This is a genomic window from Microbacterium terricola, from assembly GCF_027943945.1.
GTDB classification, from domain to species: domain Bacteria; phylum Actinomycetota; class Actinomycetes; order Actinomycetales; family Microbacteriaceae; genus Microbacterium; species Microbacterium terricola.
The window spans coordinates 1976727-1991250 of sequence record NZ_AP027141.1; the positions used below are offsets into that span (position 1 = coordinate 1976727).

The following is a 14524-nucleotide window of genomic DNA, read 5'->3' on the forward strand; positions in this document are numbered from 1 at the left end:
ACCCTCACGCGCGCACCCGCCGGGCGACTTCGCCGGCGGCCGCGTAGAACTCGCGCAGATCGGAGTCGGCGGTGGGCAGCAGCACGACCGAATCGACTCCGGCCGCGGCGAACCGCGACGCCGCGGCCGTCACGGCGTCGATGTCGCCGGCCGCCACCCGCTGCGCGGCGTCGGCGGGCGGTTGACCCGGCTGGCCGCCGAACACCTCGAACTCCGTCGTCGCGCGGGCGACCGCATCCGCTCCAAACGCCGCCATGACGTAAGCGATCACGTCGGGCTTGCCGGAGCGACCGGCCTCGGACCGGCCGCGCTGCACCGCCGCAACAGCGGTCGCCACCTCTTCCGCGGTGTGGCGGCTGTCGAGAACCACTCCGTCGGCCACCGCGCCGCTGGTCAGGAGCGTCTTCGGCCCCTCGGCCGCGGCATAGACGAGCGGGGCCGTCGTCGGCGGCCGGTCGAGGCGCACCCGGTCGAGCGTGACGTAGCGCCCCTGCACCGACACCTCCTCGCCGGCGAGCAGCGCACGCAGCGCGGGGACGTACTCGCGCATGAGGGTGAGCGGCGAGGCGACGCGGGCACCCACCTGCTCCATCCACGGCAGCACGCCGTGACCGACGCCCGGCAGCAGGCGCCCGGGGAACAGGTGCTCCATCGTGGTGATCTCCATCGCCGTCAGGGCGACATTGCGCAGCGGCATGGGCGAGATGCCGATGCCGACGTGCAGAGTCTCGGTCCACGCGAGCACGGCGGACGCGGCGGCGAACGCGGACTGCTGGAAGCAGTCCTCCCAGAGCCACAGTTCGTCGATCCCGCTCTCCTGGGCGGCGAGGGCGGCGTCGCGCAGCTCCTCGGGGGCGTGCGGGTGCGGGCTGAAGATCGCGCCGATGCGGGTCATGACTCGACTCTGCCAGACCCCACCGACGCCGGGACTCAGCGCGAGTGGGCGTCCGTGCCCGCGTAGGGCTCTTCGTGCAGGCCCTGCAGGGCGTTCGCGAGGGTGGGGACGCCGGCGGTGAGCCGCTCGTCGAGCGACGCGAGCCGCACCTCGGCCTCGGCCAGGGCGCGGCGGCCCTTCTTCGTGACGCGCAAGTCGGAGGCGGATCCGGCGTGCGACATGTCGTCGCGGACGAGCTCGTCGGCGACGAGCGTGCGCACCGCCGTGTGAGCGGTCTGCACGGTGATCTGCGAGCGACGGGCGAGCTCGCTGAACGAGATGCCGGGGGTCGCGTCGATGTGCGCGAGCAGCCCGTACTTGCGGGTGGTCAGGCCCAGATCCTTCAGCGCGGCGCCCAGGTGCGCGTCCCACACGCTCGACACCGTCAGCAGGGCGATGACGGGGCTGAACGGCGGACGCTCGGGCATGGCCCCATCGTATCGACGGGGCACGGCCCGCGCGCGTTAGCGTGGGCAGGTGACTTTTCCGTTCGACGCGCTGCGGCGCAGGCCCGACATCGAGGGCGAGGGGCTCGTCGCGGTGGATGCTGCCGACCGCCTGATCCTCGACGAGTCCGCGAGTGCGCGCTCGGGGCTGACTGCGGGCGAGCTCGTCGTCATCGGAGACGCGTACGGGGCGCTCACCCTGGCCGCACTCCACGACGGCGCCGAGGACGTGCGGGTACATCAGGACGCGCTGACCGGAGAGCGCGCGCTCGCGGCGAATGCTGTGGATCTCGGAGTGACCGGCTATCGCTCGCTCGGGCTCACCGCCGATCTCGTCCGCGGCGCCCGCGTGGTGCTGCTGCGCCTCCCGCGCGCGCTCGACGCGCTCGACGACATCGCCGGGCTGATCGCCGCGCACGCGGCGCCCGACGTCGTGGTCTACGCGGGTGGGCGGATCAAGCACATGGCGGTCGCGATGAACGATGTGCTCCGCGCGCACTTCGCCCGACTCGACGTCACCCACGCCCGCCAGAAATCGCGGGTGCTGGTGGCGCGCGAGCCGCTCGCCGGCCGCGACCCCCAGCCCCGAACGGCACGACACGGCGACGTCACCGTCCGTGCACTCGGCGGCGTCTTCGCCGGCACCGGCATCGACATCGGCACCCGGCTCCTGCTCGAGAGCCTCCCGCGGGAGATCCCGGGCGACGACGCGCTCGTCGACCTCGCGTGCGGGACCGGCGTCGTCGCCGTCTCGCTGGCGCGACAGCATCCGGATCGCGTCGTCTACGCGTGCGACCTGTCCGCCGCGGCCGTCGCCTCGGCCCAGGCGACCGCCGAGGCCAACGGCGTGGCCGACCGGGTGCGGGTGGTGCGCGACGACGGCGTGGCCGCACTTCCCGACGCGAGTGTGTCGTTCATCGCGCTGAACCCGCCGTTCCACTCGGGGGCCGCGGTCACCGACGAGATCGCGCCACGGCTCTTCGCGGGCGCCGCCCGCGTGCTGCGCCCCGGCGGCGAGCTGTGGACGGTGTGGAACTCCCCACTGCGCTACCGCGCCGAGCTCGAGCGGGTCGTCGGCCCGACGCGGCAGGTCGCCCGCAACGCCAAGTTCACGGTCACCGCGTCTGTGCGCCGCACCGCCCGGTGAGGAGAGCACAGCAGGGCGGGTTATGCTCGCCGCTGTGAAGAAGACCCTCGGGGCGATCGCTCCTCTCCTCATTGTGGCCGCCGTGGCGCTGACCGCCTGCTCCCCCACCACCACGACGAGCGTCGCGGAGAAGTGCGGCGGGGCGGATGCCGGCATCGTCGTGCAGGGCGACGGCATCGCTTACACGGGCACCGACGACACCACCGGCGACGCCTACGAGTGCCTCATCAAGGAGCTGATCCCGGAGGAGGCCGACCAGGACGCCATCCTCGCGACCCTCGAGTCGGGCACGGGCGGCCCTCAGACGGGCACGTTCGGCGACATCGCGCTGGTGTGGAACAGCACCCCCGAAGAGGGCATCTGGCTCGCATTCGACCCGAAGTAGCGAGAAACCCCCGCCGGAGGCATCCGGCAGGGGTTTCAGGCTGGCGCGCGGTTCAGTGACCGCGTCGGTTCAGAACTCCCAGTCCTCGTCCTCGGTGGCCTCGGCCTTGCCGATGACGTACGACGAGCCCGAGCCGCTGAAGAAGTCGTGGTTCTCGTCGGCGTTCGGCGACAGGGCCGACAGGATCGCCGGGTTCACGTTCGTGACCGAGGACGGGAACATCGCCTCGTAGCCGAGGTTCATCAGCGCCTTGTTGGCGTTGTAGTGCAGGAACTTCTTGACGTCCTCGGTCAGGCCGACGCCGTCGTAGAGGTCCTGCGTGTACTGCACCTCGTTGTCGTAGAGCTCGTAGAGCAGCGAGAACGTGTAGTCCTTGAGCTCGTCGCGCTCGGCCTCGGTGACCTTCTCGAGACCCTTCTGGAACTTGTAGCCGATGTAGTACCCGTGCACGGCCTCGTCACGGATGATGAGGCGGATGAGGTCGGCCGTGTTCGTCAGCTTCGCCCGCGACGACCAGTGCATCGGCAGATAGAAGCCCGAGTAGAACAGGAAGCTCTCGAGCAGGGTCGAGGCGACCTTGCGCTTGAGCGGCTCGTCGCCACGGTAGTAGTCCATGACGATCTGAGCCTTCTTCTGAAGGTTCGGGTTCTCGACCGACCAGCGGAACGCCTCATCGATCTCCTTCGTCGACGCGAGCGTCGAGAAGATCGACGAGTAGCTCTTGGCGTGCACCGACTCCATGAACGCGATGTTCGTGTAGACGGCCTCCTCGTGCGGGGTGATCGCATCGGGGATGAGCGAGACGGCGCCGACCGTGCCCTGGATGGTGTCGAGCAGGGTGAGACCGGTGAACACGCGCATCGTCAGCAGCTGCTCGTCGGGCGTCAGCGTGTTCCACGACTGGATGTCGTTGGACAGCGGCACCTTCTCGGGCAGCCAGAAGTTGTTCACCAGGCGGTTCCAGACCTCGAGGTCCTTGTCGTCCTCGATGCGGTTCCAGTTGATGGCCTGGACGTGGTTCAGGAGCTGAAGCTTTTCGCTCATGTCAGGTTCTCTCTCAGCGGGCGCGGGTCAGAGCATGCACGAGACGCACTCGGACATGTCCGTGCCCTCGAGCGCCATCTGCCGCAGGCGGATGTAGTAGATCGTCTTGATGCCCTTGCGCCATGCGTAGATCTGGGCCTTGTTGATGTCGCGCGTGGTGGCGGTGTCCTTGAAGAACAGCGTCAGCGACAGGCCCTGGTCGACGTGCTGCGTGGCGGCGGCGTACGTGTCGATGACCTTCTCGTAGCCGATCTCGTACGCGTCCTGGTAGTACTCCAGGTTGTCGTTCGTCATGAACGCGGCCGGGTAGTAGACGCGGCCGAGCTTGCCTTCCTTGCGGATCTCGATCTTCGACGCGATCGGGTGGATCGAGCTCGTCGAGTTGTTGATGTACGAGATCGAGCCGGTCGGCGGGACCGCCTGCAGGTTCTGGTTGTAGATGCCGTGCTGCTGGATCGATGCCTTCAGCGCGGCCCAGTCCTCGGGCGTGGGGATGTGCTTGCCGGCGAACAGCTCGGCGACCTTCTCGGTCTCGGGAACCCAGGCGCGCTCGATGTACTTGTCGAAGAACGTTCCGCTCGCGTAGGTCGAGTCCTCGAAGCCGTCGAACGCCTGGCCCTTCTCGATGGCGAGGTTGTTCGAGGCGCGCAGCGCGTGGAACAGCACCGTGTAGAAGTAGATGTTCGTGAAGTCGATGCCCTCTTCCGAGCCGTAGTACACGTGCTCGCGGGCGAGGTAGCCGTGCAGGTTCATCTGCCCGAGGCCGATCGCGTGCGAGCGGTCGTTGCCGTCCTCGATCGAGCGGACCGAGGCGATGTGGCTCTGCTCGCTGACGGCGCTGAGCGCGCGGATCGCGGTCTCGACCGTCTGGCCGAGGTCGTCGGCATCCATCGACAGCGCGATGTTCATCGAGCCGAGGTTGCACGAGATGTCCTTGCCGATCTCGTTGTACGAGAGGTCCTCGTTGTACGTGGTCGGCGTGTTCACCTGCAGGATCTCGCTGCAGAGGTTCGACATGTTGATGCGGCCCTTGATCGGGTTCGCGCGGTTCACCGTGTCTTCGAACATGACGTACGGGTAGCCGGACTCGAACTGGATCTCGGCGATCGTCTGGAAGAACTCGCGAGCGTTGATCTTGGTCTTCTTGATGCGCGCGTCGTCGACCATCTCGCGGTACTTCTCGGTGACCGAGATGTCGCCGAACGGCACGCCGTAGACCTTCTCGACGTCGTACGGCGAGAACAGGTACATGTCCTCGTCGTTGCGGGCGAGCTCGAAGGTGATGTCGGGCACGACGACACCGAGCGAGAGCGTCTTGATGCGGATCTTCTCGTCGGCGTTCTCACGCTTGGTGTCGAGGAACCGCATGATGTCGGGGTGGTGCGCGTTCAGGTACACCGCGCCCGCGCCCTGGCGTGCGCCGAGCTGGTTCGCGTAGCTGAAGCTGTCTTCGAGGAGCTTCATCACGGGGATGATGCCCGACGACTGGTTCTCGATCTGCTTGATCGGCGCACCCGACTCGCGGATGTTCGACAGCAGCAGGGCGACGCCGCCGCCGCGCTTGCTCAGCTGCAGCGCGGAGTTGATGCCGCGGGCGATCGACTCCATGTTGTCTTCGATGCGCAGCAGGAAGCACGACACGAGCTCACCGCGCTGTGCCTTGCCCGAGTTCAGGAAGGTCGGCGTGGCCGGCTGGAAGCGGCCGGAGATGATCTCCTCCACCAGGTCGTGCGCGAGCTTCTGGTCGCCGTCGGCGAGGCCGAGGGCGGTCATCACGACGCGGTCCTCGAAGCGCTCGAGGTACCGCTTGCCGTCGAAGGTCTTCAGCGTGTAGCTCGTGTAGTACTTGAACGCGCCGAGGAAGGTCTCGAAGCGGAACTTCTTCGAGTACGCGAAGTCGTTGAGCTCCTGGATGAACTCGAAGGGGTACTTCTCGAGGACTGCCGCCTCGTAGTACTCCTTCTCGACCAGGTAGTCGAGGCGCTCCTTCAGCGAGTGGAAGAACACCGTGTTCTGGTTCACGTGCTGCAGGAAGTACTCGCGCGCCGCACGCTTGTCGGCGTCGAACTGGATCTTGCCGTCCGCGCCGTAGAGGTTGAGCATCGCGTTGAGCGCGTGGTAGTCGAGCCCCTCGAACGCGGGGTTCCCCTTGAACTCGGCCACTGCCGTCACTGCTGATTCCACCATCGTTCCAATCCTTCGCTCACGCGATCGACGTCTTCCGTCGTGCCGAATAGTTCAAGCCGGTACAAGTGCGGCACGTGGCACTTGCGGCTGATGATGTCGCCGGCGGCACCGAAGTGCTCGCCGAAGTTCGTGTTGCCCGCGGAGATCACTCCACGGATCAGGCGGCGGTTGCGCTCGTCGTTGAGGAACCGGATCACCTGCTTGGGAACGGCACCCTTCTCCACACCGCGCCCCTGGCCGCCCCCATAGGTGGGCGTCACCAGGACGAACGGCTCCTCGACGGTGAGGGCCGCCTCCGACGCGTGCAACGGGATACGCACCGCCCGCATCCCGAGCTTCTCGACGAAGCGGGCGGTGTTCCCGGAAATGCTGGAGAAGTAGACCAGCAACGGTGCTTCAGTCGTCACCGCGGTCATTTCTCACCCCGGCTCCTGAGCACCTTGCGGATCAGGCCAGACGCGAGGCGAGCTCGTCGATCTTGTCGGGACGGAAGCCCGACCAGTGGTCTTCATCGGTGATGACGACCGGCGCCTGCAGGTAGCCGAGCGCCTTCACCTGCTCGAGAGCAGCGGGGTCGACCGAGAGGTCGTGGATCTCGTATTCGATGCCCTTGGAGTCCAGTGCGCGGTACGTCGCGGTGCACTGCACACAGGCCGGCTTCGTGTAGACGGTGATCGCCATGTGATCCGTCTCTCCCTTCACTTCTCTACGTTTTCTCCGGCAGTGCTCCGCCGGGAGTCCAATACTACATATGGGTACGGACATTAGATAGCACCACAAGGGGTAGTAGTTACATTCGTGTAGTTTTCCACCGCTCTCCCCATGTACAACACAGGTTCTCCACCGATTCATCCACAGAACGGGCAACCTGGAAAATGCCTGAATCCTGCGGATTTCGGATGCTGCGGCAGCATCCATCCACAGGCGTCACGGTAGACGGATCCACCGACATCGGGTTCGACTGTGGAATGCGGCCCCGGCGTGTCGGAGCCCCATCGCGGCCGGTAGCGTGGGTGCGTGGCGAGCTACCGGGAACTTCTGCGCACTCCGGGTGTGGGGCGCATCATCGCGGCCCAGCTCACCGCACGGTTCCCCAACGGGATGACCAGCCTGGCGATCCTGCTGCACATCGAGCACGTCACCGGCTCGTACGGCGCCGCCGGCCTGGTGCTGGCCGCCACCTCCATCGGGCAGGCCATCGCCGGACCCGTGACCAGCCGCTGGATGGGCATCTGGGGCATGCGCCGCGTGCTGAGCCTCACGCTCGCCGTGTGCGCCCTGTCGATCGCCGTTCTCGCCCTGGTCGAGATGGCGGTGCCCGCCTACATGGTGCTCGGCCTCGTCGCCGGGCTGTCCACTCCCCCCGTGCAGTCGGCCGTGCGCACCATCTACCCGAAGCTCGTCACCTCCCGACAGCTGACCCCGCTGTTCTCGCTCGACGCCTCGCTGCAGGAGATCATCTGGATCCTCGCGCCCGTGGTCATCACGCTCGTGGCCACGCAGGCAGGCACCGTGCCCGCGCTCCTGCTCATCGTGGTGATCCTCATCGGCGGCGGCGCGTGGTTCATCCTCTCCCCCGAGGTCGGGCGCGTCCGCATCCCGCGCAGCCGTCGCAGCTTCGGCAAGGTGCTCACCAAACCCGCCGTCCTGCTCGGCACCGTGATCGGGCTGCTCCTCATCGGCGCGTGCGCCGCGGTCGAGGCGGGCGTCGTCGCCTCGTTCGGCCACGGCGGGCTCGAGGCCGGGTTCGTGCTCGCGCTGTTCTCGGTCGGCAGCCTCGCCGGCGGTCTCGCGTTCGGGCACATCCCGATGGGGCCGTGGGCGATGGCCCGGCGCATCGGCATCGTCACGCTCGGCATCGCGCTGACCGCAGGCTCGCTCTACCTGACGGTCGAGCCGAACCCCTGGCTGCTCGGCGGAACCCTCATCGTCGCCGGCATCGGCATCGCCCCCGCCCTCGCCGTCCTGTTCGCGATGACCTCGGCGAGCGTCAAGTTCAGCGACACCGCCGAGGCGTACGGCTGGATCGGCACCGGCCAGCTCATCGGCGCGGCCACCGGCTCCGCCGTCGCCGGGTTCCTCATCGACGGCGTCGGCTCTGTGGGCGCGTACTGGGCCGCCGCGGCGTTCGCCGCCGTCGGGCTGATCGTCGCCGTCGTGTTCGTGCGCGGCTTCCCCGATCTCCGCGGGCGCGACGCGAGCCCCATCCCCGACACCGAGCCGGTGCCGGTCATCACCTGACCGCTCAGGCGATGCGGCGGAGCATCTCCAGCACGGCGAGCGCGTAGGCGTCGGCAGGCTCCGGATGCGCGAACACGAGCGTCTCCTCCGGGTCCTGACCCCGCCGGAGGACGATCTCGACTTCGTGCGTGTCGGTCAGGCGCCGGAGCGACCGGAACGCCCCGCGCAGCATCTCGCGCAGCTGGCTCTCGTGCGGGAGCCACAGGGCGTCCTCGAGCGCCACCGAGTCCAGCGCCCATTCGGTCGTGCCGTTGAAGGAGAGGATGCGGCCGGTCGGGTACTCGCGAGGCTCGATCGTCATCTCGCTGACCGTGAAGACGTCAGCCTCGAACTCCGGCTCGTCGAGCTGGAACCGGTCGCCGGAGCGGGGATGCCACACCAGGCCCGCGGAGCGCAGGGCGACAGCCAGTTCCGTCGAGATCATGACAACAATCATCGCCCCGGATGCCGGGGCACCGGGCCGCTCATAGGCTGATCCCATGCCTGCACCCGTCACCCTGCCCCGGCTGTCGTGGGGCGACCCCGCGTCGTCGCAACGCGCCCTCCTCGTCCACGGCCTCGGATCGAACGGCGCCCTGATGTGGCGCTACGCGAACGCCCTCGCCGACGCCGGCTGGCGCGCGGACGCCGTGGATCTCCGCGGCCACGGCACCGCGCCGCGCACGCTCGACTACACGATCCCCGCGTATGCGGCGGACCTGCTGGCCGCGCGCGCCGATGCGACCGACGCGCCATGGGATCTCGTCATCGGGCACTCGCTCGGCGGCGCCGCCGCCACCCTCGCCGCCGCCGACCGACCAGGGTGGACGCGCCGGCTCGTGCTCATCGACCCGGCGATCCATCTGCTGCCCGCCGATCGCGAGATCGTCCGCGAGAGCCAGGCCGCCTCGTTCGCGAACCCGACGGTCGCCTTCGTCCGCTCCGAGCACCCGCACTGGCACGAGCACGACATCGAGCTGAAGGCGCTCTCGGCGCAGCAGGCGAGCCCCTGGGCGGTCGAGCAGACCAGCATCCAGAATCCCGACTGGGACGTGCGGGATGCCGCGGCCCGCCTCAGCGTGCCGACGCACATCATCGCGAGCGACCCGAAGGTGTACTCGATCTTCGCGGGCACCCTCATCGACGAAGTGCTCGCCAACCCGCTCGCCGCCGTCTCGGTGATCGCGGGAGCCGGCCACTCGCCGCACCGCGACAAGCCGGACGAGACCATCGCGGAGCTCCTGGAGGTGCTCGGATGAGCGTGTTCGACCCCGCCGCACATCTCCCCGACGAGCTGATCGACCGCATCCGCTCCCGCGCAGCGGTGCACGACCGCGAGAACACGTTCCCGTCCGACGACCTCGCCGAGCTGCAGGCGGCCGGCTACCTGTCGATCCTGGTGCCGGCCGAGCTCGGCGGCGGAGGACTGAGCCTCGCCGAGGCGTCGGTGCTGCAGCAGCGTCTCGCCGGCGCCGCGCCCGCCACCGCCCTCGCGATCAACATGCACCTGGTCTGGACCGGCGTCGCCAAGGTGCTCGCCGACCGCGGCATCGACAGCCTGCGATTCGTGCAGGAAGGCGCCGTCGCCGGCGAGGTCTTCGCCTTCGGCATCAGCGAGGCCGGCAACGATCTGGTGCTCTTCGGCAGCGACACGGATGCTGCGCCCCACCCGGACGGCGGCTATGCCTTCACAGGCACGAAGATCTTCACCTCGCTGGCCCCGGTCTGGACGCAACTGGGCCTCCATGGGCTGGACACCACCTCACTGGACGCGCCGCAGATGGTCTACGCCTTCGTGCCCCGCACCGACGCCGTGACCACCCGCGACGACTGGGACACGATCGGCATGCGGGGCACGCAGTCGCGCACCACCGAGCTGCACGGCGCGGTCGCGCCGGCCGACCGTGTCGTGCGGCGGATCGCCCCGGGACCCAACCCCGACCCGCTGGTGTTCGGCATCTTCAGCGTCTTCGAACTGCTGCTCGCGTCGGTGTACACCGGGATCGCACGGCGGGCGCTGGAAGTCGCGGTCGCCACGGCGCAGCGCCGGACGTCCAAGAAGACCGGCGCCACCTACAGCCAGGACCCCGACATCCGGTGGCGGATCGCGGAGATGGCGCTCGCCTACGACGCGCTCCCGCCGCAGATCGCCGCGCTCTGCCACGACGTCGACGGGCTCGCCGATCACGGCGGCCAGTGGTTCGCGCAGCTCGCCGGGGTGAAGCACCGGGCCGTCACCACGGCCAAGGCCGTGGTCGACGAGGCGATCCTCGTCGCCGGCGGGTCGTCGTACTTCGCCGGCGCCGAGCTCGGGCGCCTCTACCGCGACGTGCTGGCCGGCCTCTTCCATCCGTCCGACCCCGAGTCGGCGCACAGCACGGTGGCCACGGCGTGGCTCGGCCCGATCGAGGGGTAACCGAGCAGGAATCGAGAAGCGCGACGAGCCCCCGATCCGTATCGTTGGCCTCGTGAACGCAGCCAAAGACACCAAGTCCGGATTCTCCGCCGACGAGCGCGCAGCGATGCGCCAGCGCGCCGCCGAGCTCAAGGCCGAGCAGCGCAAGGGGAAGAGCCCCGCCGAGCGCCAGGCGATCGACCGCCAGGATCTCGTCGACGCCATCGCCGGCCTCCCCGACGACGACCGCGCGATCGCCGAGCGCATCGACGAGATCGTGACCTCGGCGGCCCCTCATCTGCTGTCCAAGACCTGGTACGGCTTCCCCGCCTACACGCGCGACGGCAAGGTCGTCGTCTTCTTCAAGCCGGCGTCGAAGTTCAAGAGCCGATACGCCACCCTCGGCTTCGAAGAGGCCGCCGAGCTCGACGAGGGCAGCATGTGGTCGACGTCGTACGCCATCACCTCGCTGTCGAAGGCCGACGAGAAGCTGATCGCCGAGCTGGTCGCCCGCGCCGCCGGCTGAGCCGGCACCGCCGGCCGGGCCCGACACCCACTCGACCCGCCGCGACTTCACCCGCCGAAACCTCCTGTTCTGGCTAGCGCAGGAGGTTTCGGTGCGGTTCTGCCCTCCCTCCGCCAGAACACCTGTTTCGGGATGCTGGCGCCGGACGGTTCGGGATGCTGGGGACACCGGTTCGGGGCCGGGGCCCGCCGGGCGCGTGCGAGGATGAGCCATGGCCTCCACGCCCACCGCGACGCCGGTCCCTGAGCTGTTCGAAGGGTCCGCGGATCAGGAGCGCCGCCGCGCCCTGCGGGTGATGAAGGGCGTCGCCCTCGGCGCTCTGATCTTCATGGCGGTGCTCTTCGTCGTCGCGTTCGCGCTGCAGCAGCAGGCGCCCGGCTGGGCGTACGTGCGGGCGGCCGCCGAAGGCGGCATGGTGGGCGCCCTGGCCGACTGGTTCGCCGTGACCGCACTGTTCCGGCATCCGCTCGGCATCCCGATCCCGCACACGGCGATCATCCCGAATCGCAAGGACGAGATCGGCCGCACGCTCGGCGAGTTCGTCGAGACCGAGTTCCTCCGCGGCGACGTCGTGCGCACCAAGCTCGAGTCGACAGCGATCGCCGCGCGCCTCGGCGAATGGCTCGCACAGCCCGAGCATGCCGAGCGCGTCGCCGCCGAGGGGGCGGCCATGGCCTCGGGCGTGCTCACCGCGCTCAGCGACGACGACGTCCAGGACGTCATCGAGAGTCTCGCCCGCGAGCACCTCATCGCACCCGAGTGGGGTCCGTCGCTCGGCGGATGGCTCGGTCGCATCGTCGACTCCGGCGCACATCACGGCGCCGTGGACATGGGGGTCGACAGCATCGCCGCGTGGCTCGAGGCCAATCACGCCGCCTTCACCGGGCTCGTCTCCCGCCGGCTGCCGTCGTGGCTGCCCTCGGTGGCGCACCGGCTGGTGGACGACACGATCTACAACGAGGCCGTCAAGTTCATCGCCGCCGTGCAGGCCGACGCGCAGCATCCCGCCCGCCACGCGATCGACGGGTACCTGACCAGGCTCGCCGACAACCTGCAGCACGACCCCGCCACCATCGGCCGCCTCGAAGACGCCAAGAGCACCGTGTTCGACAGCCCGCGCGTGCGCGAACTCGCCGCCGAGGCGTGGAACACCGCGAAGACGGGTCTGCTCGCCTCGCTCGCCGACCCCGAGAGCAGTCTGCGCCGCCGCGCCGCGAGCGCCCTCGCCGAGATCGGCGGGCGCCTGACCGCGGAGCCGGCCCTGCAGCGACGCGTCGACACGTGGGTCACCGACGCCGCGGTGTTCCTCGTCGACCGCTACCGGCACGACATCGCCTCGATCATCACCGAGACGGTGGAGCGGTGGGATGCCCGCGAGACGAGCGAGAAGATCGAGCTCATGGTGGGCCGCGACCTGCAGTACATCCGCCTGAACGGCACCATCGTGGGAGCCCTCGCCGGGCTCGCCATCTACACCATCGCGAACGCGGTCCTCGGCTAGGTACCCTGGGCGCATGAATGCGCCCGCCGACCAGCTGCTCTTCAGCTACGGGGTCTTCCTGGACCCCGAGGTGCAGCGCACGACCTTCGGGCGCGTGGTCGAGAGCGAGCCGGCGACCCTCTCCGGCTACACCGCCGACTACGTCGAGATCACCGATGCCCGATTCGCCGATCTGAGCGGCCTGACGATGCACCCTCGGCTGCGCGCCACCGGCAATCCGCGCGACAAGGTGACCGGGCGGGTGCTGCAGGTCACCGATGCCGAGCTCGACGCCATCGATCAGCTGCAGGTGACCATGTTCCGACGCGCGCAGGTGACCCTCGCCGACGGCAGCGACGCCTGGATCTACGTGCCCGCATGACCGCGCTCTCCCACGATGACCTCTGGCCGCGCGCGGGCGCGTGGCCGTCGTTCGACGCCATCCCCGGCGACCTGGATGCGGCCCTGCTCGGCGTACCCACCTGGCGCACCTCGCTCTCGCCGACCGGGGCGCACGCGACCCCCGCGGCCGTGCGGGCCGCGCTCCCCCGGTACAGCGCCGCCCTCGTCGGCTCCGACCCGGTCGACCTCGGCGAGCTGCTGCGCATCGTCGACGCGGGTGACGTCGACGAGCCGGACGGCCCGGACGGCGAAGAGCGTGTGCGGATGCGGGTGGCCGAGCTGCGTGCGCGGGCGGGACTCGTGATCGCGCTCGGCGGCGACAATTCCGCCACGTATCCGGTCGCCCAGGCGTCAGGGGCCGCGGGACTGATCACCCTCGACGCGCACCACGACCTGCGCGACGGCGTCTCGAACGGCTCGCCCGTGCGTCGGCTGATCGAGGACGGATTCGAGCCGCGCCGCATCGTGCAGGTCGGGATCGCCGACTTCGCGAACTCGGTGGCCTACGCCCGCCGCGCGGCCGAGGCGGGCATCACGGTCATCACGCTCGGCGACGTCCGCCGCCGCGGCATCGACGACGTGGTCGGCGAGGCGCTGGAGATCGCAGGGGCCGGTGGCGGCAGCATCCATCTCGACGTCGACGTGGACGTGTGCGACAGGTCCGTCGCGCCCGGTTGCCCCGCGTCGGTGCCTGGCGGGCTCGCCGCCTGGGAGCTGCGTGCGCTCGTCCGCGGCATCGCATCGGAGCCGCGTGTCGTCAGCGCCGACATCGTCGAGGTCGACGCGACGGCGGACGCTGACGATGCGCGCACGGTGCGCCTGGCCGCGCTGTGCGTGCTCGAACTGCTGGCCGGGAGGGCGGGACGATGATCGAACTGGTGCTGGTGCGGCACGCGAAGTCGGACTGGGGGTCGCCCGCGCTCGACGACCACGAGCGCCCGCTGAACGCGCGCGGCCGGCGGGACGCTCCTGCGATGGCCGCCCGGCTCGCGGCGACGGGCTTCCGCCCGGACGTGATCCTGGCGAGCACCGCGGTGCGCGCACGGACGACGGCGGAGGCCTTCGGCGCCGAGCTCGCGGTCGCCGTCCACCTCGACGAGGAGCTCTACGGGGCCCCGGCGCGCACGCTGCTCGCGACGGCGGCGGCCTCCGGCGCGGGATCGGTCGTGGTCGTCGCCCATGACCCCGGGATGTCCGCCCTCGCCGACCGGCTCTCCGACGGCGACATCGCGCAGATGCCCACCTGTGCGGTCGCCCGCTTCACCTGGGACACCGACGACTGGGACGTCGCCACCGCGATCGACCCCGTGTCGTGGGCGTTCGACGCGCCCGGGCACTAGGCCCGGGCAGCGAGAACC

At 69.6% G+C, this 14524-nt stretch carries 17 protein-coding genes; 10 read left to right on the forward strand and 7 right to left on the reverse strand.

The features are described from left to right. Window positions 1–4: 4 nt before the first annotated feature. Both Microterr_RS09300 and Microterr_RS09305 read right to left on the reverse strand, forming a co-directional pair. A complete protein-coding gene (locus tag Microterr_RS09300) occupies window positions 5–895 on the reverse strand; it encodes an LLM class flavin-dependent oxidoreductase (protein ID WP_263798236.1) in 891 nt (296 codons plus the stop codon). Window positions 896–930: 35 nt separating this feature from the next. Beyond that, the gene (locus Microterr_RS09305) at window positions 931–1362 is read right to left on the reverse strand and encodes a MarR family winged helix-turn-helix transcriptional regulator (protein WP_263798235.1); all 432 of its coding nucleotides are present in this window, start codon (window positions 1360–1362) and stop codon (window positions 931–933) included. 49 nt (window positions 1363–1411) lie between these two features. Here Microterr_RS09305 and Microterr_RS09310 point away from each other — a divergent pair, with 49 nt between their 5' ends. Together Microterr_RS09310 and Microterr_RS09315 are read left to right on the forward strand one after the other, a co-directional pair. Beyond that, on the forward strand, window positions 1412–2527 hold the full coding sequence (locus tag Microterr_RS09310) for a class I SAM-dependent methyltransferase (RefSeq protein WP_263798234.1): 1116 nt from the start codon (window positions 1412–1414) through the stop codon (window positions 2525–2527). Between the two features lie 34 nt (window positions 2528–2561). Then, entirely contained in the window at window positions 2562–2912 is a 351-nt protein-coding gene (locus Microterr_RS09315) for a hypothetical protein (protein WP_263798232.1), read from the forward strand. A 69-nt stretch (window positions 2913–2981) separates the two neighbouring features. Here the strand turns inward: Microterr_RS09315 and nrdF are convergent, their stop codons facing one another. The 4 genes from nrdF to nrdH are packed head-to-tail and all read right to left on the reverse strand — an operon-like array spanning window position 2982 to window position 6824. Next, window positions 2982–3956 (reverse strand): class 1b ribonucleoside-diphosphate reductase subunit beta, encoded by a 975-nt coding sequence (nrdF, locus tag Microterr_RS09320; protein WP_263798231.1) that lies wholly within the window; start codon window positions 3954–3956, stop codon window positions 2982–2984. Window positions 3957–3983: 27 nt separating this feature from the next. Beyond that, a complete protein-coding gene (gene nrdE / locus Microterr_RS09325) occupies window positions 3984–6143 on the reverse strand; it encodes a class 1b ribonucleoside-diphosphate reductase subunit alpha (RefSeq protein ID WP_263798230.1) in 2160 nt (719 codons plus the stop codon). Beyond that, window positions 6125–6559: a class Ib ribonucleoside-diphosphate reductase assembly flavoprotein NrdI gene (gene nrdI, locus Microterr_RS09330; protein WP_263798229.1), complete on the reverse strand. Its 435-nt coding sequence runs from the start codon at window positions 6557–6559 to the stop codon at window positions 6125–6127. Before nrdI ends, nrdE begins: the two co-directional genes overlap by 19 nt. Window positions 6560–6590: 31 nt before the next feature. After that, complete coding sequence (nrdH, locus tag Microterr_RS09335) at window positions 6591–6824, reverse strand: glutaredoxin-like protein NrdH (RefSeq protein ID WP_263798228.1); 234 nt, start codon at window positions 6822–6824, stop codon at window positions 6591–6593. Between the two features lie 336 nt (window positions 6825–7160). On the opposite strand from nrdH, the gene Microterr_RS09340 reads away from it, so the two are divergent. Then, window positions 7161–8384 (forward strand): MFS transporter, encoded by a 1224-nt coding sequence (locus Microterr_RS09340; RefSeq protein ID WP_263798226.1) that lies wholly within the window; start codon window positions 7161–7163, stop codon window positions 8382–8384. Between the two features lie 4 nt (window positions 8385–8388). On the opposite strand, the gene Microterr_RS09345 is transcribed toward Microterr_RS09340, so the two are convergent. Further along, the gene (locus Microterr_RS09345; protein ID WP_263798225.1) at window positions 8389–8808 is read right to left on the reverse strand and encodes a pilus assembly protein CpaE; all 420 of its coding nucleotides are present in this window, start codon (window positions 8806–8808) and stop codon (window positions 8389–8391) included. Window positions 8809–8863: 55 nt separating this feature from the next. On the opposite strand from Microterr_RS09345, the gene Microterr_RS09350 reads away from it, so the two are divergent. From Microterr_RS09350 to Microterr_RS09380, 7 genes are all read left to right on the forward strand, one after another. Beyond that, window positions 8864–9622: an alpha/beta fold hydrolase gene (locus Microterr_RS09350; RefSeq protein WP_263798224.1), complete on the forward strand. Its 759-nt coding sequence runs from the start codon at window positions 8864–8866 to the stop codon at window positions 9620–9622. After that, a complete protein-coding gene (locus tag Microterr_RS09355) occupies window positions 9619–10779 on the forward strand; it encodes an acyl-CoA dehydrogenase family protein (protein ID WP_263798223.1) in 1161 nt (386 codons plus the stop codon). The genes Microterr_RS09350 and Microterr_RS09355 overlap by 4 nt, the downstream gene beginning before the upstream one ends. Before the next feature lie 52 nt (window positions 10780–10831). Further along, window positions 10832–11284, forward strand: coding sequence for an iron chaperone (locus Microterr_RS09360; RefSeq protein ID WP_318528825.1), 453 nt, complete (start codon window positions 10832–10834; stop codon window positions 11282–11284). Window positions 11285–11495: 211 nt separating this feature from the next. After that, a complete protein-coding gene (locus tag Microterr_RS09365) occupies window positions 11496–12785 on the forward strand; it encodes a DUF445 domain-containing protein (protein ID WP_263798222.1) in 1290 nt (429 codons plus the stop codon). 13 nt (window positions 12786–12798) lie between these two features. Beyond that, a complete protein-coding gene (locus Microterr_RS09370) occupies window positions 12799–13146 on the forward strand; it encodes a gamma-glutamylcyclotransferase family protein (protein WP_263798221.1) in 348 nt (115 codons plus the stop codon). Beyond that, complete coding sequence (locus tag Microterr_RS09375) at window positions 13143–14036, forward strand: agmatinase family protein (RefSeq protein WP_263798220.1); 894 nt, start codon at window positions 13143–13145, stop codon at window positions 14034–14036. Before Microterr_RS09370 ends, Microterr_RS09375 begins: the two co-directional genes overlap by 4 nt. After that, window positions 14033–14506, forward strand: a complete 474-nt coding sequence (locus tag Microterr_RS09380) for a SixA phosphatase family protein (protein ID WP_263798219.1) — start codon at window positions 14033–14035, stop codon at window positions 14504–14506. Before Microterr_RS09375 ends, Microterr_RS09380 begins: the two co-directional genes overlap by 4 nt. Window positions 14507–14524 lie beyond the last annotated feature (18 nt).